Raw genomic sequence first — 19431 nt, forward strand, 5'->3', positions numbered from 1 at the left:
GGTTTCTGCGGAGCTCCCGGTCATCGTGCGGCGCTCGGGTTGAGGTGGCCACGGAGCCAATCGGCCACGAGGTTGATGCCCACGACGATCACGAAGATCGCCGCACCCGGGATGATGCACAGCCACGGGTTCGCCACGAGATACGCCTGGCCTTCCGCGATCATGCTGCCCAGGCTCGGCGCCGGCGGCGGCACGCCAAGCCCAAGGAAGCTCAGCGCCGCCTCGATCAGCACGATGTTCGCGGTGGAAAAGCTCGCGATCACGGTGATCTGCGCAGTCAGGTTCGGAAGCACGTGCCGCACGATCGTGCGGGAGTTCTTCGTGCCCAGCACTTTGGAGGCCTCGATGAACTCCTTCTGCTTGAGCGACATCGCCTGTGACCGCACGACGCGCGCATAGACCACCCATCCGGTGAGCGCGAGTACCAGGATCAACGTGTTCGTGCCGGGTCCGAGCGTGGCGACGACCAGCAGGATCAGCAGGATCTCGGGGAACGCGAGCTGGATGTCAGCGATGCGCATCACTACGACGTCGAACCAGCCCCCGAAGTATCCCGAGAGTAGACCGATAACCGTGCCGATCACGATCGAGGCGAGCATCGCGACGAGCACGATCCACAGCGAGTTCTGGATCCCGCCCGCCAACCTGGCCAGGACGTCCCGGCCCACGGAGTCGGTGCCGAAGAGATGCTCGACCGTGCCGCCGCTCCACGCGGGCGGGGCGAGGCGCAGACCTAGGTCCTGTTCCATGGGATCGGGTGAGGAGAGGGGGCCGAGGAAGGCGAACCCGAGGACCACGACGATGCAGATCGCACCCGTGATGGCCTGGCGGCTGCGGCGGAACGACCTCCACCAGCCGCCGGTCGCGGGCCTGCGTCGCGCCCCGACGGTCGACAACATTTCCGTCTTCGGACGCGATACCGCGCCGGTTCTGGGGTGATCGCTCATTTCTTCTCTCCGAACGTGATGCGGGGGTCGAGCCAGGAATAGCTGAGGTCGACCAGCAGGTTTACCAAGGTCACGAGCACGGCCGCGTAGATCGCGATGGCCTGAGTTACGGCGTAGTCGCCCTGCACGATCGACTGGTAGAGCAGACGGCTCACACCGGGGATCGAGAACACCGTCTCGATAATCACCGTGCCGGCGATCATGAGGCTGAACTGCACCCCGAGCACCGTGATGAGCGGCAGCAGACTGTTGCGGAACGCGTGCCGGAAGAAGACCCGCGAACTGCGCACTCCCTGCGCGTATGCGGTTCGTATATAGTCGCGGCCGAGGACCTCAATCATCTCGGCGCGCACGACTCTGGCGAACTGGTTGGCGCTGTTCGCGCCGAGTGCGATGACCGGCAGGATCAGGTGGCCCCAGGTGCCGTATCCGCCCGACGGGAGCATGCCCAGCGTCACGGAGAACAGCAGGATCAGCAGCACGCCGAGCCAGAAGGCCGGCAGCGCCTGCCCGAGCATCGAGACGGTCATCACGGCCGAGTCGATCCAGCTGCCGCGCTTGATGGCCGCCAGGATTCCGACGGCGGTGCCGACCAGCAGGGCGACGCCCAGCGCGATCAACACCAGCGTGAACGTCACCGGCACGGCGTTCGCGATGACCTCGGTCACCGGCATACCGTAGACGCGGGAGCTGCCGAAGTCGAAGGTGACCACTCCGCGGAGGAACTCCAGGAACTGCACGATGAACGGCCTGTTGAAGCCGAGCTGCTCTCGGAGAGCATCGACCTCGGCCGCCGACATGTCAGGGCTGACATACGGCGTCATCGGATCGGACACGGTGCGCTGGATCAGGAACACCACGACCACGACGCCGAGGACCACGAACAGGGCCTGGGCGAGACGCTGCGCGATCCCCACGAGCACGCGCGGCGCTCCGAATCCGCGCCGCCTATCCCTTACCGGGGTCACAGAACCCACGACTACCTCCTACATTCTTCGTCGAATGCCGGGGCGGCGGGGTGGCTCGCGGACCGGTTGCGCAGCCGCGATCCACCCCGTCGTCCTCAGCCGCCGATCGTAATCGCGGTCAAGTCGAACGACATATCGGGTCGTCCCTCGAACCCCTGCACGTCCTGCTTGACGCCGTAGAGCATCGGGACCTGATAGAGCATTGCGAGCGGCTGCTTCTCGAGCATGACGGCGGACAACTCCTGCACTTTCTCGGCCCGCTCCTCGTCGTCGACGGTCGAGCGCATGTCCGCGACCATCTCGTCGAACTCGGGATCGGCCATCACGTGGGAGAAGTGGTCCGAGGTCCACTGCGAGAAGTGCGCCTCCGACATCATCGAGGGTTCGACACTGGTATTCAGCATGTAGAGCGGAGCTCCCGTACCCGTGGTGAACTTCTGCAGCCATTCGGTCGCAGGAAGCGGGGTCCAGTTCACCTCGATGCCGACCTCTCCGAGCATGTCGACGATCGCCGTCGCCACCTCGCGGTCGCCGGGGGTGCGGCCGGTGGTCGATTCCATGTCGATCGAGAAGCCGTCGGGGTACCCCGCCTCGGCCAGCAGTTCCTTGGCCTTGTCCGGATCGTAGGGCCACGGCTCCAGATCGGGGTTGTAGAGCGGCGAGTCCTCGGGCACCATCTGCGACGGAACCTCTGTCGTGCCGAGCAGGATGCTGTCGACGATCAGCTGCTTGTCGATCGCGTAGTTCACGGCCTGGCGGACGCGCTCATCCTTGAGCGGAGTGTCTTGGTCGTGCTTACCCAGGAAGAGGTTCTGGTACTGGCCCATGAGCGCCGAGACGGGCTTCGCCGTCTGCGAGTCCTCGAGCCCCTCCCAGATGTCCGGTGACATGGGGAAGACGACGTCGGCGCGGCCGGTGTCTAAGGCAGAACTGCGCGCGGCCTCGTCCTCAATACTGAGGAAGGTCACCTTCTCGAGATTCTCGACCGGCTTGTCGCCCCAGTAGTCGGGATTCGGCACGAGGGTCATGTGGTCGTTCGGGGCGAAGGAGTCGATCATCATCGGCCCGCTGCCGACGCCTTCGCCTCCCATGCCCATGCCGGTCTCTTCCGAGTGCTTCGGAGGCACGAGGTAGAGCTGCGCCAGCGCCGCCATCGCGAGCCCGTCGTGGTTCTTGACGAGGAGCTTAACGTGCGTGTCGTCGATGACCTCAGCACCCGAGTACACCGCGCTCAGCACGCCGAGCGAGTACGCCTTGTTGTCGGGGTCGAGGATGCGGTCGACCGAGTACTTCACCGCGGCGGCGTCGAGCTTCTCGCCGTTCGTGAAGGTCACGTCGTCGCGCAGCGTGAAGGTCAGCTCGGTGATGTCGTCGTTGAACTCCCATTCCGTCGCGATGCTCGGCAGCCAGCCGCCTTTGAAGTCGGGCTCGACGAGACGGTCGTACACGTGGGTGAGAGCCGCACGGCTCGTGGAGGCCGTATCCACCTGGATGTCGACGCTCGGAGCGAGCTGGCCGATGCCGACCTTCAGCTCGGTTCGCGCCTCGTCTCCCCCGGCGCCACCGCCGTTCATTCCGCATCCGACGAGCAACGCCGCCGCCGCGATCCCCGAGAGCACCGCCGCCGCGATGCGGCGGACTCCCTTTGCCTGTGTGTTCATTTCTGTTCTCCGTACCTTCATTGGTGGGGTTCTGGGAGAGGTCGCCTCATCATCGAGGCGACCCGGGAGGAGTCAGCTCACCCAGCTGATGGGCGGCGCCTCCTTCTTGAGCGTCCACGCCCCGACCCACTGAGCGCGCACGTCCATCACGTCCTGCAAGGAGAGCGTGCGGGCGTTGCGCCAGAATCGGTCGAAGCGGAACGTATTCGAGGTGGACTGTCCACCGAGGAACTTCTGCATGTCGGTCGCGAGATCGAGCACTGCTTCCACGATGGCGACCTTCGCCTGGCTTCCGGCGACGGACACCGCGGCCCGCTGCTCGGCCGGAGCGCCTGCACGCATGTAATCGACGGCGAGGTCGGCCGCCTGCATGAGCGATGCCTCGCCCGCAGCGAGACGGGCCTGATGGCGCCCGATCTGATAGCGGGTCGAGGTGTCGTCGTAGACCCCGGGGAAGGTCGGGCGCTCGTCGAGGCGGGCGACGAGCGCATCCATGCACCCCGCTCCGATGCCGAGGATCACAGACGTGAGCCCGAACTGGGCGAAGATGCCCGTGGTGTTGTCCGGACTCTTGAAGGAACCGTCGACAGTGGGCCAGTGCCATCCATCCGGCACGAAGACGTTCTCGAAGTGGATAGCACCGCTGCCGGTCGCGCGCTGCCCCATGTTGTCCCAGTCGTCGCTCAAGGTCACGCCCGGCGCGTGCAGATCGAAGAGGATGTCGTGCCCACCACCCTCGAACACCGACTCGTGGCCTTCCATGAGCCCGGTCGAGTGCCCGTACTTCGCTCCGGGCGAGCCCGTCGCGAAGTACTTGTCGCCGTTCACCAGCACGCCGCCGTCGGCTTCTGAGATGGCGAGGCGGAAGTCGAAACGGCGACGCGTGTGGTAGCGCTCTGCCTGGGGGCTGCAGAAGCGGACACCGTTCTCTCGCACCTCGCCGAGCAGCCGATCCCGGATCTCATCGGAGAGCGGGGACTGCGGGCCGGTGAGCCCGAGCGTCTGGCCCCGGTTGAATGACCAGATCTGCGCGGTCGAGCTCTCGCCCGCGCCAAGATTCTTGAGTATCTGGATGATCGCGGGAGTGTCCTCTCCCGGGTTCTCGGACGAAGCACCTCCGATGCTCTCCCGGAAGAGTAGCTCGTGGACGGGAGACGCCTCGATCTTCCGCATGTTCTCCTCGGGGTACGCTCCCTCGCGATCGACCTCGGCGGCGGTCTTCGCGAACTCCTCCCGGAGCTCGAGCGATGCCTCGATCTGCGGGGCGAGGCGCTGCAGCGAGGTGGCGGGGTAATCCTTCACGGCGGGCATATCGATCCTTCTCTTCCTCGAGTCGTTCACTCTCGGGATGCCTGCCTGTTTCGTGCCGCGTCCGTCGAGCCTGCGGCAACGATACGTGCGCCGGCTTCCCCGCTGTAATGGCCAAGAACCCACTGATTCACCTCGGACGGTGTCAACTTACACACTCTACCGATCCAATATCCCGCGCGCGTAGCGCAGGTGCGCGGGCTGCTGTTCAGCGGCCGAAACGGCGCATGGAAGCGACGCCGGGCGCACCCGACGCCGCTCGGCGAATCATCGCCATGGGTGTGTTCGAGTGTGCGAAACTACACCCGTCACCCGTCCCTCGTCCCTCGTCCCTCGGGGAAGCAGCTCTGCTCAGGCTCGCCCGCGCAGCGCCCTGGCAGCCCTCCGCCGCTCCGCCTGCTCGGCGGGGTCCGGCACCGGCAGAGAGGCGAGCAAACGCTGCGTGTAGGGCTCGCGGGGCCTCCGCAGCACCTCCGGGCACGGGCCGCTCTCGACCAGCTCGCCGTGGTACAACACACCGACCCTGTCGGCGAGCGTGTCGACGACGGCGATGTCATGAGTGATGAAGAGCGTCGCGAACCCGAAGTCCGCCTGCAGCTCGGTGAAGAGCTCGAGTACGCGAGCCTGCACCGAGACGTCGAGCGCACTGGTCGGCTCATCGGCCACGAGGAGCTTCGGGTTGAGCGCCAGCCCACGGGCCAAACTCGCCCGCTGCCGCTGGCCTCCGGAGAGCTCGTGCGGGTACCTGTCGCCGTACGAGCGCGGCAGGTGCACGGCTTCGAGCAACTCGTCGACGCGGCCCCGACCCTCCCGGGCACTGCGAGCGACTCCATGGACGACGAAAGGCTCGGCGACGTTCTCGGCGACTGTCATGACGGGGTTGAAGCTCGCGGCCGGATCCTGGAACACGATGCCGATGTCGCAGCGATGAGGGCGGAAGTCTCGCTCCTTGAGGTGCAGCATCTCGTTGCCGAGCACGCGGAGGGATCCTCCCGTGACAGGAACCAGGCCGACGATCGCCCGCCCGATGGTCGACTTGCCGGATCCGGACTCGCCGACGAGCCCGTACACCTCACCGGGGGCGATCTCGAAGCTCACACCCTTCACCGCTTGAAAGCCCGGTCTGCCGAGACGCCCCGGATACTCGATCTCGAGCCCGTCGGCGACGACCAGAGGGGGCGGGAGCGCCTCCTCCGTGACCGATTCGCGATCCCGCACCCGCATGCGCTCTCCGCCGAGACGCAGCACCGCACCGAGCAGCTGCTTCGTGTACTCCTCCCGAGGGTTTGAGAAGAGCTCGGCCACCGGCGCGCGCTCCACCACGCGTCCCTGGTACATGACCGCGACGTCGTCGGCGAGGTCTGCGACGACACCCATGTTGTGCGTGATGAGCATGATCGAGGTGCCGAACTCATCTCGGAGGTTGCGCAGCAGTTCGAGGATCTCGGCCTGCACGGTCACGTCGAGCGCCGTGGTCGGCTCGTCCGCGACGATGAGACGCGGGCCCAGCACGAGCGCCATCGCGATCATCACGCGCTGCTTCTGACCGCCGGAGAGCTGATGCGGATAGGCGTCGACGCGTTTCTCGGGCTCGGGGATCCCAACCTTGCCGAGCATCTCGATCACCCGTTCGCGGATCTCGCGGCTGCCGAGATCGGTGTGGGCCCGCAGGCTCTCGGAGATCTGCCATCCGATCGTGAAAACCGGGTTGAGAGCGGTCGACGGCTCCTGGAACACCATCGAGATGTCGCGGCCTCTGACTCGGCGGAGCTGCTCGCCGCTCAGGTCGAGCAGATTGCTGCTTCCCGCCCCTTCGTCTTCACGGGCGGTGAGCACGACGGCCCCCGAGGCCGCGGCATTCTCGGGGAGCAGACCGAGCACCGTGCGCGCGGTCACCGTCTTGCCCGAGCCGGATTCGCCGACGACGGCGAGCACACGGCCCGGTTCGACGGAAAGCGACACCCCCTCGACCGAACGCACGGTGCCCCGATCGGTGGTGAAAGACACCTCGAGGTTCTCGATGTCGAGTACTGGGTTCATCGCCCGCCTTCTTCCTTGAACTCGCGCTCCGACGTATGGCATTGATTCTTCTATGGTTCCGGAGGCCGAGTCGGTGGAGAATCCCACACTCTCTTGCGGCTTGTAGCTGCGCGTCCACACACCGAAGGCCGTCGGGTGCCGGCTTCGATGCGTGGTCCCGGGCCGAGACCCGAGGTCTGCACGGCGTCCCCCCACGGCCGCCGAATGGTGTGACATTCCACACCGCACGGGAGTGTTCCTCCGTTCCGATTCCCAGCACACTGAAGACGCACAGCATTTCCACCCTGATCCAGGAGGCGGTTGAAGAATGAAGATCGGAAAGCTCGCGGGAAACGCGGTACTCATCTCCGACGACGGCGCGATCGACGTGGCGCGAGCCAGCGTCGGACGCTTCGGCCCCGACCTCGACGGCATCTACGAGCGCTGGGACGACTTCGTGGGCTGGGCCGGTGGACCGGAGGCGGCAGAGGCGGCGGCCTCCCCCTTCGACGAGGCGCAGCTCGAGGCACCTGTCGGCCGACCCCGTCAGATCTTCGCGATCGGGCTCAACTATGCGGCTCACGCCGCCGAGACCGGCCATCAGCCGGCGCACGATCTCGTCGTCTTCACGAAGTTCGCCAGCTCGATCGTGGGCCCGGCGTCTCGTGTCGCGCTGCCCACGGACACTGTGGACTGGGAGGTCGAGATCGTCGCGGTGATCGGGGAGGAGGCACGCGGCGTATCGGTCGAGGATGCCTGGAAGCACGTCGCCGGATTGACGATCGGCCAGGACCTCTCCGAGCGCACGCTGCAGATGCACGGCCAGAGCCCGCAGTTCAGTCTCGCGAAGTCCTACCCAGGCTTCTCGCCGATCGGCCCCGTGCTGGTCACGCCCGACGAGCTCCCCGACCGCGACGCGATCGATTTCGGCTGCGCCGTCGACGGCGAGGTGATGCAAGCGGGCAACACGCGCAACCTGCTCTTTTCGATCCCGGAGGTCATCTCCGAGCTGTCGCAGATCGTGACGCTCCTGCCCGGCGATGTAATCTTCACCGGTACCCCCGACGGCGTCGGTCTCGGACGCAGTCCGCAGGTCTACCTGAAACCCGGTCAGACGCTCGTCAGCACCGCCTCGGGCCTGGGCGAGATCCGATCGGACCTCGTCGAGGGGCGATGAGGACCTTGCGCGGGGGACTGCCGATCGCCCTGACCATCGGCGCCGCAACCGCGGGGGCGATCTGGGCTCGACGCGACTATCTCTCCTGGATCGCGCTCGGGCCCGGCGGCCGACCTCACACGCTGCGCGGATGGCTCGATGTCACCCTCCTGCGGATGCGGAAGGGCGACCCCTTCGACACCGCGGCGCTCCGTCGGCGCGCTGAGCGCACTCCGCAAGCACCGCAGCTCGAGGCGGATCTGCCGAAGTGCTCCAGCCCGAGGCCACGGATCGACCCGCACCCGATCCCGCACCGCGTCGTCGGCACCAGCACCCCCGAGGAGCTCGTCGCAGACCTTCAGGAGATCTTCGACCGCGCGGAGGCGGACCATGCCGCCGTCCGCTACGCCATGAGCCACTACGAGCGCCATACTCCGGCGATCACGGCTGAGAAGATCGCTTTCGATCACATCGACGCGCTGAAGTCCCACGGCGAAATCGGACACCTCCACCCGAGCGACTGCTCGATGCACATGGTGCTGCATCCGCTGGACGCTGCGAAGGCCGTCGCCACTGGGTGGGGAGAGCTTCACTTCCTCAGCGACGGCCCGCTCCTGCCCGCCGCCTACTTCATGGCGTATCCGCCCCAGAGGCGCGAAGATCTGCCGGTCATCGACCGGCTGCTGCGCGCCGCGATCGCCTACGTCACCGGCGAACCTCCGCACGAGATCGAGAAAGCGCCGTGAGAATGCCCAGAAGAGCCGTGACCTCGGGAGATCCGCGGATCCCGGGCCCTAGCATGGACCCATGAACTGCCCTACCGACGGAAGCACCCTGCTCATGAGTGAGCGACAGGGAATCGAGATCGACTACTGCCCGCAGTGCCGCGGCATCTGGCTGGATCGCGGAGAGCTCGACAAACTGCTCGAACGTGCGCGGGCGGAGTCCGATCCTGCATCTTCCGCCGCACCCGGCACCGCGGCCTCCGCGCCGCCGGCCGCCGCACCTGCACCGCAGAACCTGCCGCCGCAGGGGTATGCACAACCCCGCTATGACGATCGCCGGGATGATCGACGCCACGACGACCGGGATTATCGTGACCGGAACTACCGCGACCGGGGCTATGATGACCGCCAGCGCGACCCCCGCTATCGTAAGAAGAAGAGTCCCTTCGAGTTCCTCGGCGACATCTTCGAGTAAAGATCTCCCCCGCAATGCCCCGGAATGTGGAACCATGACCTTATGGGGTTTCTCGCGTATGGGGGCGCTCAGGAGTACGAGTTCGACGACCGCACTCTTGCGCACCTGAAGGCTGCCATCACCATGAAGCTGCGCCGGCAGGAGAGCTTTCTAGTGAGTTGGACGAATCCGCCAGCCAAGGGGGCGGGTCGCATCTCAATCTGGCTCTCTCCGGGCATCCCTCTCGCTTTCAGATTCGCGGGAAGCCGTCCCCCGGCTATCGACAAGGTGTGGCTCTCGGTACTCCACGAGCTCTCGAACACCCCTCGCGGACTCGTGGTCATCTCCGAGGAGGAAGCGAAGAGGCACGCCGCTCGCCAGCTCCAGGAGGGCACGCACACCGAGACGGGCCACCGTCAGTAGCCGCGGCGAGGAGCGACGCATGGGGCATCTGCACTACGGGGGATCAGAGAGTTTTGCGCTCGATGACCGTCTGCTCACACATCTGCGCACCGTGATCCTCGCGAAGCTGCATCTGGAGGAGAGCTTGACCCTCACGTGGGAGGAGGGAGATCACCGGCGCAGCATCTGGCTGCATTCCTCGATCCCTCTGCACTTCGAGTTCGGTGCTGAGGCGACTGCTGACCTCAATCATCAGTGGGTCGAGTACCTTCTGCGCCAGGCGAACTCGCAGGCGGGCGTACTCGATCTCGAGGAGCCTGCGGCAGCCTAGAGCGACACACAAGTAACGGCTCAGGCTCGGTCGACAATGCCGTGTGCGCCATCGAGTCGGGCGCAGTGAGCACAGCAGTAGAACGTGCCTTCGTGCTCCACGCCGTGCCCCAGCACTCGACAATCGCAGTGCGCGCAGTGCGGCGCCATTGCTTCGACCGCGCACTCGAAACTGTCGAATGTGCCCACGGTGTTCCCTCGAGTGACGGTGAATGTCTTGTCATAGCTGTTTCCGCAGGTATCGCATCGGGCCAAGCCGGTCGGTGTCTCTACTTGCGCGGCGGTGTCTGACATGGCGTCGTTCCTTCCCCAGATCTCAGTGGCTGAATTCATGCAGCTGGGCCGGATGGGTGCAGCTGAGATGCTCCCAGCCTGCGTTGCTGTGGAATGATGCGGGAGGGGGTGGATCGCACGAGCGATTGCTGGTACTCGTGGAGACCGTGGAGTCACCGGTGATCGTGACGCGGGATCAGCCGGGCCCGCATCAGCCGCCCTGCACCCCTATCGTTTCGTCGGGGAACTACGCAAGCCCCTAGCGGCATTTCGCTCCAGAACAGTAATTTCAAACTACAGTGGTGTTGAGAGCCGCTAATTTCGCTCATGAAAGGGGAGCAAGATGGGTTTCATCGCATTTCTCGTTCTCGGTCTGATCGCCGGTGCGATCGCAAAGGCGATCCTGCCCGGTCGGCAGGGCGGCGGATGGATCGCCACCCTCATCCTCGGTGTCATCGGGGCTATGGTAGGTGGCTGGCTCGGCTCGTTACTCTTCGACGCCGATCTGGAGAACTTCTGGTCGCTGCAGTCGTGGCTGCTCGCCATCGGTGGCTCGATCGTCGTGCTGCTGATCTACGGGTTCATCGTCGGTGGCCGCAAGCGCGCCGAGTGACGAGCCGGAGGGCGGGAATATGACCGAACGCGCAGAGAATCGGGGCGCGCACGCCGAGGATCCGGCGGAGCGCGGCCTGACCGAAACAGTGCAGACCGGAGTCGGTCCGGACAATGAGGCGACGGACGAGGACGTCGTAACGGATCCCGCGCGCGACGACCGCGTGGGGTCGGACTGGGCCGACGAGGGCGGCGCACCGGGTTAGCGCCTCCGGCTCCGTCTGCCCATCCGGGTGAGCAGAGCCAGCGCGCTCAGCTCACCGATGTCCTGAGAGCGGCTCGGACGCATTCGCGTCCGAGCCGCTCTCACGCGTTTCACCACCTCCGGGTGCTCGGCTGCGTCGAGCACCCGGGGATCGACGTACGAGCTCTTGGTCACCGCGGCGGTGTTGCCGAGCTGCGCCGCGGCCGCCCGCACGGCCTCACGCAGCACCTGCGCCCGACCCGCGGAGGTCTCGAAGCGTTCAGGATCGGCGTCGAGAAGGGCGGTCGCGACGACGACCGTGCCTCCCCAGGTGCGGAAGTCCTTGGCCGTGAACTCGTCTCCCATGCAGCGCTTCACGTACGCGTTCACATGCCCGCTGCGCAGATCGTGCGCCTCCCCCTCGTCGTCGAGGAAGCGGAACAGCTCGGGCCCGGGCACCTCGTCGCGCAGGCGCGCGAGCAGGCGGAGCACGCGCGGGTCGCGCACCCGGCGCCGGTGGCGTTTGCCACTCTTGCCCGGAAAGTCGAACACCGCTTCGGACCCCTCGACCCGCACGTGCTCCCGACGCAGCGTTGTCGCCCCGTAGCTCCGGTATCGGCTCGCGTACTCGGGGTTGCCGACCCTGAAGAAGCTCAGATCGATGAGATGGACCACACAGGCCGCGATGCGATCGGAGCTCAGTCTGCGCCGCCGGAGGTCGCGATCGACCTGGGCACGAAGTTTCGGCAGAGCCCTCCCGAAGCGCTCCAAGCGCTCGAACTTGCGGCGATCCTGCCGACGCCGGAACGACGGGTGGTAGAGAACCTGCCTCCTTCCCGCCGCGTCGGTGCCCCGCGCCAGCTCCTTGGCCGAGCGGGAACGCGAGATCTCCACATCTGTCCAGGCGGGCGGGATCGCGAGCGCGTCGATCCGCTCGATCTCCGAGCGCCGGGTGATCTTTCGCCCGTCCAGCCGATAGACGAAACCGTCGCCGTCGACCTCGCGCGCGATCGAGAGACGCCTGCGCGGTCTGCGCCGAGCGGTTCTCCGACCGCTATCGCGCTCAGCCATCGCCTGCGCTCGGGCGCGATGCGAGCGGCGTGAATGCCCAGAGGCCGAAGCTCACGACCAATCCGATGCCGAAGGCGACGAAGCCGACGGTGCGGCCGACCACGAAGTCGAAGATGAGGCTCGTGACCCCCGCCGACAGCACCGAGACGATCACGAGATTCGCGCTGAGGATACGTCCGCCGGTCAGCACGATCCGCTGCTTCTGCAGCTTGCCGAAATACCGGCGGTGCAGCATCACGAGTGCGAGCGACAGGGCCGTGGCGAGACCGGCGAGACCGACCAGCGTCAGATAGACCGCAATCTGATAGCGGTCGAGTTCGGTGAAGCGCGGCTGGAACGCGACAGCCAGCAGGAAGCCGCCGAGAATCTGCGTGCAGGTCTGAGTGACGCGCACCTCCTGCAACAACTCATTCCAGTTGCGGTCCGCCCGCTGATTCGGGGTCTCGGTTCTGCCGTCGTCCCTGTCGTCGTATTTGTCTTCGTCGACGACCTCGTCGCCGTTCCCGATCATCTCTTCGAGGCTCTGCGGGCGGGCTCAGTGATTGCGGAGCTTTTCAATGAGCTCCGCCTTGCGCAGACGCGAGTATCCGGTGAGACCGAGTTCCTTCGCCCGTTCCTTGAGTTCGGCAACGGTCCGGTCCTCGTAGTCCTCGGCCTTTCCGCCGCGTCGGCCCACCGCGCCTCGGCCCTCCTTCGCCGCCGCGTTCGAGATGCGCGCGGCTTTCTCGGGCGAGTTCCCCTCGTCGCGAAGACGGTCGTAGAGTTCTGGATCCTTCAGCTGCGGTGTCGGCATAATCGGCTCCTTCCAGTGGTCGCCGCCGGGAGTTCCGGCCGGTTCTCCCACGGTATTGCCCCAGAGGCTTCCGCGAAACGCCCTCGACAGGAGCAGCCGAGCGCGCTAAGGCACGACGCGGGTCGCCCGGACGCGCACAATACGGCCCGCGGCATCGCATCCGCAGTCGTCCGGTGAAGCCGCCCGAGAGGTTAGCGCCTTCCCTTCTGATGCGCAACGGGGTGGCCGCTCACGCGCCCTGCGGCTTGGCTGGAACCAACCGCGCCCCATCCGAGCGCGGATCAGACCACGAGCAAGGAGACCACCATGACTCATCTGGCAGACAAGCGCGTAGCGATCCTCGCCACCGACGGTTTCGAGGACTCGGAACTCACCTCGCCCCTGGGCGCCCTGCGCGAGCACGGCGCCACCGTCGCCATCGTGTCGACCGAGACCGGTTCCATCGCAGGTAAGAACGGCCATGAGGCTCAGGTGGACATCACCACCTCTCGGGCCGATGCGGGCGATTACGACGCCCTCGTACTGCCGGGTGGGGTGAGCAACGGCGACAAGATACGACTCGACGACGATGCGGTAGCGTTCACGCGAGCATTCTTCGAGCAGCACAAGCCCGTCGCGGCCATCTGCCACGGCGGCTGGATCCTGGCGGATGCCGATGTGCTGCAGGGGCGCACCGTCACCTCGTACCCGAGTCTCCGCACCGACCTCCGCAACGCGGGCGCGGAATGGGTTGACGAAGAGGTGGTGGTGGATCAGGGGCTGGTCACGAGCCGCACCCCCGACGACCTGCCCGCGTTCAACGCCAAGCTCATCGAGGAGATCGCGGAGGGCACGCACCGGGGCCAGACGGCCTGAGCGGGCTGTACCGTCACGCATCCGACCCGAAGGAGAGCCGTCATGAGCGAGCGAACCACCATCGACCAGCTGACCTTCCAGAATCCGGTCACCCGGTACCCCGAGATTTCGCCTCCCGAACAGCACCAGCCCGAGCCGGGCCTCGATCGGGATCTCATCCCCCGGACCGATCGTGGCCAGCACTCCTATCGCGGAACCGGCCGCCTCGAGGGCCGCAAGGCGCTCATCACGGGAGCCGACTCCGGCATCGGAGCGGCGGTCGCGATCGCCTTCGCGCGCGAGGGCGCCGATGTGGCGCTCTCGTACCTTTCGGCCGAGGAGGAGGATGCACGGTTCGTGCAGGGCATCATCGAGGAGGCGGGGCGCACGGCCGTGCTGCTGCCGGGCGATATCTCCGATCGCGCCGTCTGCGAGGAGCTCGTCGAGCACGCCCTCTCGGGGCTGGGCGGGCTCGACGCCCTCGTCAACAACGCCGGCCGACAGATCGCGGTGGAGGACATCGCGGATCTGTCCGACGAGCAGTGGGTCTCGACCTTCGAGACCAACATCCATGCGGTCTACCGCATCACCCGCGCCGCGCTGCCGCACATGCCGGCGGGGTCGACCATCGTGAACTCCACCTCGATCCAGGCATACGCGCCATCGACCCACCTCCTGGACTACGCCTCGACGAAGGCCGCGATCAACAACTTCACCAAGGGGCTGGCACAGGCCCTCGCCCCGCAGGGGATCCGGGTGAACGCCGTCGCCCCCGGCCCGATCTGGACGCCTCTGCAGGTGTCTGACGGTCAGCCGAAGGAGGCGCTGCCCCGCTTCGGTCGCGACACACCGCTGGGTCGGGCAGGTCAGCCGACCGAACTCGCGCCGGCCTACGTGTTCCTCACCTCGCCCGAGTCGAGCTACGTCATCGGTGAGACGCTCCACGTGAACGGAGGGCAGCCTTCTCCCTGATGAGGGCTCCGACAACCGCGAGGGCGATGCACAGGAGCGGGCGGGCGACGATGGGAGTCGTCCGCCCGCTCCTCACTGCTCGGCCTCGTCGGGAATGCGGGGGACCGGGATCAGCACGACGTCCTGCAGCTTCCAGTCGAGCGCGGCCAGCCCCTTCGCGGCCTCCTCGAGCACTGCGGCGCGCGGCGGGCGGGTCCGGACGGGCACGAAGAAGACCTCGACCTGGAAGACCTGACCCTGATCCCGCATGCGCACACCCGCGTCGCGGACCCATGACTGACCGCGTACGCTGCGAAGGATCTCGGTGATGAGCGGATGCGGTTCCTCGTCATCGACGGTGCGCGCCCGCTCATCGAGCAGATCCCGCACGGCGTACTTCGTATTGCGCAGCCCATCCCGCACGATGCCCACCGAGATGAACAGCGCCGCAGCCCCGTCCAGCCACCAGACGCCGAGCCCGACGCCCAGCACCCCGACGATCGAGGCCGCATTGGTCTGCCAGTCGGCCTTCGCCATGTCGGCGTCGGCGTGGAGCACCTTGTTGTGGAGGACCGTGGCGAGACGCGCCTTCGCGCGGCCGTAGATGAAGGGTCCGACGACGATCACGGCCATGACCGCGATCATCGCCCAGCCCAACCAGACGGTGCGACCGAAGAGGTTGATCGTACCGATCGTGGGACGTTCGCCTGCGACGAGCCCGCTGATTGACTCGACGCCCAGATGGCCGCCGACGCCGAGCAGGGCGACGCCCGCGACCAGGTGGCCGATCCCCATCGTCCGGTGCAGCCCGAAGGGGAAGACTCGCGATGGGGGCTTTCGGATGAAGATCAGCGCCACGAGGAAGCTCAACTGCGGGATCACGGAGAGCATGTCCTCAATCCAGGCGGTCTTCATCGCTTGGGAGTTGCCGACGACGAGTGCCACGAGGGCGATCGTGAACGCCGTGTAGCCGATCGTCGCCCACTCCCAGCGAATCGCCTTCGTCAACGCCTCCTGCTGCTCGTGCGGGAGATCGGTACGCCCGATCGTGGTCTTCCGCTGCTTCGTCATCGTCCGGCCTCCTCGTCGGCGAGCGTCTCGAGTTTGGAGAGCAGGCGGTTCTGCCCGAGGGGCACGAGGAGCACGAGTTCTCTCGGCGATTCGCCCTCGCGCGGTGCGGCATCGAATTCCGGGTAGGGCCGAGAGACCCCCGCGCGATCGACCCAGAGCGTGTCGGCGGTGAAGCCGCCGATCGCGAGGTCGAGCCTCCGCGCCTCGAGTTCGTCGACCAGCGACTCCTCGCTGTCGAATTCCCACTCGACCTCGGCCCCGTGCTCGCGGGCGAAGCGCTCCACGGTGTCGGCGAGCGGCCCCGTCGCACGGTCGCCGCTGCGCTGCACCGCACGCGTTTCCGAGGCGCCCGCGCGGAGCACCCCGGTCGCCTCGATCCGGTCGAGCACGCCGTCGGGATCGGCCGGCACCGTGATCTCGCACCCCGTGAGCAGCAGGCAAAGCGCGAGGGCGGCACCTGCCCCCGCGAGCGGCGCGCACCTTCCGATTCTGCGCATGTCGTTCCCTCCTTCGCGCCCTCCGGGCTCAGATCGTCGCGACGGAGCCGCCGTCGACCCGGTAGTTCGAGCCGTTCACGAACGACGCCCGCTCCGAGCAGAGGAAAGCGATGACGGCCGCGACCTCTTCCGGCCGCCCCCGCCGCTTCAGCTCGAGGTACGGTCGCTGCTCGTCGAGGAAGCTCTCGATCGCCTCGTCGCGGTCGACGCCGAGATCCGCCGACCGCGTGTCCATCATGGCGTCGGTCATGGGCGTCTCGATGAACGCCGGCGAGACGGTGTTCACCAGCAGTCCCTCGCGGGCGTAGCTGCGGGAGAGCCCCTTCGCGAAGGCCAGCACGCCGGCCTTCGCGGCGCAGTAGGGCAGCTCGTCGTCGTAGGGCTGCACCGCGTCCTCGGAGGCGAGCAGCACGATCCGTCCAAAGCCGCCGGCCCGCAGATCGTCGAGGAACGCGCGCACGACCCGTACGGCGGCGAGCAGGTCGATTTCGATCGTCGAGCCCCACCCCTCGTCGTCGATCTCGTGGAATTTTCCCTGCGCGCCGGTGACTCCCGCGCAATGGACCAAAATGTCGACGGGTCCGGCCTGCCGCTCGGTGAAATCATGCAGCTCCCGGACATCCGAGGGCCGAGTCAGGTCGGCCGCGCAGAGGAGGAGCCGGCCGGGAGCGGCGTCCAGGCGCTCAGCCGCTTCCCGCAACTTCCCCTCCTCGCGGTCGCTGAGCAACACCGTCGCCCCCTCCGCGAGCAGCTCCGAGGCGGTGCTCCAGCCGATACCGGAGTCGCCCCCGGTGATGAGGGCGACTTTGCCCGCGATGCCGAGATCCATGTCGTTCTCCCTTCCACCCTGCCACCACCGTCACATCGACACCCGCCTCGAGCGCAATCGATCGGGCGGGCACCGCTCAGCCGTCGCTCCCAGCATTCGTCAGCGGGATGCGCGTGCGCAGCGCGTCGCGGTCCGAGGCGTCCGCCCGGTCGATCGCGTCCCGCGCCTCGTCTTGGCGCCCTTCGATGTTCCACAGCAGCACACCGCGCACCCGCTCGCCGTCGACGTAGTAGACGACTCCGGTGTCCTCGCCGTCCCACTGCTCCACGGTCTCGAGGGAAGAGTCCAGCGTGCCGACGGCCTCGTAGCGGTTACCGAAGATCACGGAGTAGAAGAAGGGGGTGTGGTCGTAGGCCTCGTCGGCGCCGGCCATGTTCCGGCCCGCCTGACGGCCCATCTCGGTCGCGTTGTCGACGTGCTCGATGCGGCGGCGGCCGAGGATCGCATCCGGGTACGACGCGATGTCGCCCGCCGCAAAGACCCGCGGATCGCTCGTGCGCAGGCGCTCGTCGACGATCACGCCGTCGTCGGTGTCGAGCCCGGCCGCGCTCGCGAGGCCGACGTTCGGCGTCACGCCGACGCCGATGGCCACGGCATCGCAGCCGATCGAGACCCCCGTCGAGAGTCGCAGAACGATCGAATGCTCGCGATCATCATCCCAGTCGTCGTCGCCCGCCCCGCCCCGCTCTCCTCGCTCGACCGGTTCGACGCGATCGTCCGGCCCGATCCGCGCCGATTCGACCGTCGCGCCGGGCACCAACCAGACGCCCTCGCACTCGAACATGCGGTGGAAGCGGTTCGCGAGATCCGCGGGGAAGACATCCCCGCCCAGCACCGGCTGGGGGAACACGAGAGTGGTCTCGGTGTCGTTCTGCACGAGGGCCGCCGCGAGTTCCGTACCGATGAAGCTGCCGCCGACGACGGCGAGATGCCGGTGGTTCCCGGAGTGCCGGCGGAGGGTCCTGTAGTCCTCGACCGAGCGAAAGTAGACGATGCGCTCGTCCTCGGGCAGATCGAGCCGGTTCGGCTCACCGCCGGTCGCCAGCAGCAGCTGCTCGTACCCCACCTCTCGGCCATGCTCGGTGCGCACGATCCGTGCCTCGCGGTCGATCTCGACGACCCGCTCGCCCGCGTGCCGGGTCGCCCCCGTGTCGGCCTCGGTGTCGAGCCAGGCATCGTCGAAGGCGAACGAGGGGTCGGTCCACAGCTTCTTGGAGAGCGCGGGCCGGGCCACCGGCGGCGTCTCCTCCTCCGCGACGATGCCGATCGACCCCTCGGGATCCATCTCGCGGATCCCCCTCGCCGCACTGTCGGCGACCATGCCCCCGCCCACGATCAGATAGCGGTACTCACTGTACTCGGTCATGTTCGTCACGTTAGCCAGGCCTCTCCACCGCCCGTCAGGGGCTTGCGCCTCATCAAGGCACCTGGTACTACGCCGGGCCCGGGGAAGTCTCTAGAGCTCGGTCGTTTTCGTGACACCCGGGTCTTCGGTATCGCGGATCTTCGAGACGAGAATCTTCACCGCCGCAGCGATCCTTCCGCCCGGCACTCCCCAGTACTGGGCCGATTCGGGGGTCACCCTCAACAGACCGACATTCGGATCGCTCGTGCCACCCTCGTAGTACCCCGAGACCTGCTCGTCCCAGAGCTCGTAGACCTTGTCGGGGTCGGTGACGAACTCGGCCCGCCCCGAGACCGAAAGCCAGCTGCCCGTCTCGGCGAACGCGAGGTTCACCTCTGGGTTCTGCCGGATGGCCTCCCCCTGGTCGCTCTGTCGATCGATGAAGAACCAGATGACGGCCTCGTCCGTCACTTCCTGCGGCGTCATGGGATGGGAGACGATCTTGCCATCCTTCGTCGCGGTCGAGAGCATCACGAAGCGCTCCCCGCGCATCACTTCGACGACCTGATCCTGCGTGAGTTCTTCAGCTGCGCTCATGGCTCCTCCTCGTCGTTCGTCCGCACGAGATCTTCGAGCGGTTGAACGAAGCTACGTCCTCCATCGCGTCGCCCGGCACCCCGTGGACTTCATCGGCTTCGGATGCTATTGCCCCGCACCGATTCCTCCTGGCGACCATGCCTCGGCGTGCAGACTCCCGATGATGACGTCCGTCTCCCGCGGAACGGAAGTAGACACCGCCGACACCCGACTCTGGGATGTCGTCCATCACGAACGAAAGAGCTTCGGTCAACGCGAGCAGACGCACCGTGATCGCGCCGTGCAGCTGCGGCAGCAGGGGAACCACCGCCTCGAGCATCGTGCCCACCACGACGCCCCCGATGGTCAGAACACGCGGCTTCTTCACGTGGATTTCCCTCGGGGCGGGGCAGCTCGGATACTGC

General features: G+C 66.8%; 23 protein-coding genes. 9 read left to right on the top strand and 14 right to left on the bottom strand.

From position 1 onward, the window contains the following. Window positions 1–20: 20 nt before the first annotated feature. The 5 genes from ACUYV6_RS09535 to ACUYV6_RS09555 form a co-directional block, all read right to left on the bottom strand. Window positions 21–947, bottom strand: a complete 927-nt coding sequence (locus ACUYV6_RS09535) for an ABC transporter permease (protein WP_449278427.1) — start codon at window positions 945–947, stop codon at window positions 21–23. After that, window positions 944–1924: an ABC transporter permease gene (locus ACUYV6_RS09540; RefSeq protein WP_449278428.1), complete on the bottom strand. Its 981-nt coding sequence runs from the start codon at window positions 1922–1924 to the stop codon at window positions 944–946. Before ACUYV6_RS09540 ends, ACUYV6_RS09535 begins: the two co-directional genes overlap by 4 nt. Window positions 1925–2010: 86 nt before the next feature. Beyond that, complete coding sequence (locus tag ACUYV6_RS09545; RefSeq protein WP_449278429.1) at window positions 2011–3576, bottom strand: ABC transporter substrate-binding protein; 1566 nt, start codon at window positions 3574–3576, stop codon at window positions 2011–2013. A 72-nt stretch (window positions 3577–3648) separates the two neighbouring features. Beyond that, complete coding sequence (locus tag ACUYV6_RS09550) at window positions 3649–4887, bottom strand: acyl-CoA dehydrogenase family protein (protein ID WP_449278430.1); 1239 nt, start codon at window positions 4885–4887, stop codon at window positions 3649–3651. A gap of 348 nt (window positions 4888–5235) precedes the next feature. Further along, window positions 5236–6924, bottom strand: coding sequence for an ABC transporter ATP-binding protein (locus ACUYV6_RS09555; protein ID WP_449278431.1), 1689 nt, complete (start codon window positions 6922–6924; stop codon window positions 5236–5238). A 307-nt stretch (window positions 6925–7231) separates the two neighbouring features. On the opposite strand from ACUYV6_RS09555, the gene ACUYV6_RS09560 reads away from it, so the two are divergent. The 7 genes from ACUYV6_RS09560 to ACUYV6_RS09590 all read left to right on the top strand — a co-directional run bounded on the left by ACUYV6_RS09560 (window position 7232) and on the right by ACUYV6_RS09590 (window position 11061). Further along, on the top strand, window positions 7232–8080 hold the full coding sequence (locus tag ACUYV6_RS09560; RefSeq protein ID WP_449278432.1) for a fumarylacetoacetate hydrolase family protein: 849 nt from the start codon (window positions 7232–7234) through the stop codon (window positions 8078–8080). Then, complete coding sequence (locus ACUYV6_RS09565; protein ID WP_449278433.1) at window positions 8077–8805, top strand: luciferase domain-containing protein; 729 nt, start codon at window positions 8077–8079, stop codon at window positions 8803–8805. Before ACUYV6_RS09560 ends, ACUYV6_RS09565 begins: the two co-directional genes overlap by 4 nt. Window positions 8806–8866: 61 nt before the next feature. Further along, window positions 8867–9259: a TFIIB-type zinc ribbon-containing protein gene (locus ACUYV6_RS09570; protein ID WP_449278434.1), complete on the top strand. Its 393-nt coding sequence runs from the start codon at window positions 8867–8869 to the stop codon at window positions 9257–9259. 42 nt (window positions 9260–9301) lie between these two features. Further along, window positions 9302–9661, top strand: a complete 360-nt coding sequence (locus ACUYV6_RS09575; RefSeq protein ID WP_449278435.1) for a DUF7882 family protein — start codon at window positions 9302–9304, stop codon at window positions 9659–9661. Window positions 9662–9680: 19 nt separating this feature from the next. Continuing rightward, window positions 9681–9971, top strand: a complete 291-nt coding sequence (locus ACUYV6_RS09580) for a DUF7882 family protein (protein ID WP_449278436.1) — start codon at window positions 9681–9683, stop codon at window positions 9969–9971. A gap of 615 nt (window positions 9972–10586) precedes the next feature. Further along, window positions 10587–10856 carry a GlsB/YeaQ/YmgE family stress response membrane protein gene (locus ACUYV6_RS09585; protein ID WP_449278437.1) on the top strand — a complete coding sequence of 90 codons (270 nt, stop codon included), beginning with the start codon at window positions 10587–10589 and terminating at the stop codon, window positions 10854–10856. Window positions 10857–10875: 19 nt separating this feature from the next. Beyond that, window positions 10876–11061 (top strand): hypothetical protein, encoded by a 186-nt coding sequence (locus ACUYV6_RS09590; protein WP_449278438.1) that lies wholly within the window; start codon window positions 10876–10878, stop codon window positions 11059–11061. Here ACUYV6_RS09590 and ACUYV6_RS09595 read toward each other — a convergent pair. Genes ACUYV6_RS09595 through ACUYV6_RS09605 form a run of 3 tightly spaced genes read right to left on the bottom strand, consistent with a single transcriptional unit; the run spans window position 11058 to window position 12903 of the window. Then, window positions 11058–12110, bottom strand: a complete 1053-nt coding sequence (locus tag ACUYV6_RS09595) for a DNA topoisomerase IB (protein ID WP_449278439.1) — start codon at window positions 12108–12110, stop codon at window positions 11058–11060. The genes ACUYV6_RS09590 and ACUYV6_RS09595 overlap by 4 nt on opposite strands. After that, a complete protein-coding gene (locus tag ACUYV6_RS09600) occupies window positions 12103–12621 on the bottom strand; it encodes a DUF6328 family protein (RefSeq protein ID WP_449278440.1) in 519 nt (172 codons plus the stop codon). The genes ACUYV6_RS09595 and ACUYV6_RS09600 overlap by 8 nt, the downstream gene beginning before the upstream one ends. 24 nt (window positions 12622–12645) lie before the next feature. After that, window positions 12646–12903, bottom strand: coding sequence for a DUF7218 family protein (locus ACUYV6_RS09605; protein ID WP_449278441.1), 258 nt, complete (start codon window positions 12901–12903; stop codon window positions 12646–12648). Between the two features lie 306 nt (window positions 12904–13209). Here ACUYV6_RS09605 and ACUYV6_RS09610 point away from each other — a divergent pair, with 306 nt between their 5' ends. Both ACUYV6_RS09610 and ACUYV6_RS09615 read left to right on the top strand, forming a co-directional pair. Then, window positions 13210–13758 (top strand): type 1 glutamine amidotransferase domain-containing protein, encoded by a 549-nt coding sequence (locus tag ACUYV6_RS09610; RefSeq protein WP_449278442.1) that lies wholly within the window; start codon window positions 13210–13212, stop codon window positions 13756–13758. Window positions 13759–13800: 42 nt separating this feature from the next. Then, window positions 13801–14709, top strand: coding sequence for an SDR family oxidoreductase (locus ACUYV6_RS09615; protein ID WP_449278443.1), 909 nt, complete (start codon window positions 13801–13803; stop codon window positions 14707–14709). A 72-nt stretch (window positions 14710–14781) separates the two neighbouring features. On the opposite strand, the gene ACUYV6_RS09620 is transcribed toward ACUYV6_RS09615, so the two are convergent. The 6 genes from ACUYV6_RS09620 to ACUYV6_RS09645 form a co-directional block, all read right to left on the bottom strand. After that, entirely contained in the window at window positions 14782–15759 is a 978-nt protein-coding gene (locus tag ACUYV6_RS09620; protein ID WP_449278444.1) for a cation transporter, read from the bottom strand. Then, on the bottom strand, window positions 15756–16256 hold the full coding sequence (locus ACUYV6_RS09625) for a hypothetical protein (RefSeq protein WP_449278445.1): 501 nt from the start codon (window positions 16254–16256) through the stop codon (window positions 15756–15758). Before ACUYV6_RS09625 ends, ACUYV6_RS09620 begins: the two co-directional genes overlap by 4 nt. Window positions 16257–16284: 28 nt before the next feature. Then, window positions 16285–17085 carry an SDR family NAD(P)-dependent oxidoreductase gene (locus tag ACUYV6_RS09630; protein WP_449278446.1) on the bottom strand — a complete coding sequence of 267 codons (801 nt, stop codon included), beginning with the start codon at window positions 17083–17085 and terminating at the stop codon, window positions 16285–16287. A 76-nt stretch (window positions 17086–17161) separates the two neighbouring features. Further along, on the bottom strand, window positions 17162–18451 hold the full coding sequence (locus tag ACUYV6_RS09635) for an NAD(P)/FAD-dependent oxidoreductase (protein WP_449278447.1): 1290 nt from the start codon (window positions 18449–18451) through the stop codon (window positions 17162–17164). A 90-nt stretch (window positions 18452–18541) separates the two neighbouring features. Then, a complete protein-coding gene (locus tag ACUYV6_RS09640; RefSeq protein WP_449278448.1) occupies window positions 18542–19027 on the bottom strand; it encodes a pyridoxamine 5'-phosphate oxidase family protein in 486 nt (161 codons plus the stop codon). Beyond that, window positions 19014–19394, bottom strand: a complete 381-nt coding sequence (locus ACUYV6_RS09645; protein WP_449278449.1) for a hypothetical protein — start codon at window positions 19392–19394, stop codon at window positions 19014–19016. The genes ACUYV6_RS09640 and ACUYV6_RS09645 overlap by 14 nt, the downstream gene beginning before the upstream one ends. Between the last annotated feature and the right edge of the window lie 37 nt (window positions 19395–19431).

The sequence above is a fragment of the Leucobacter sp. GX24907 genome (assembly GCF_053567335.1).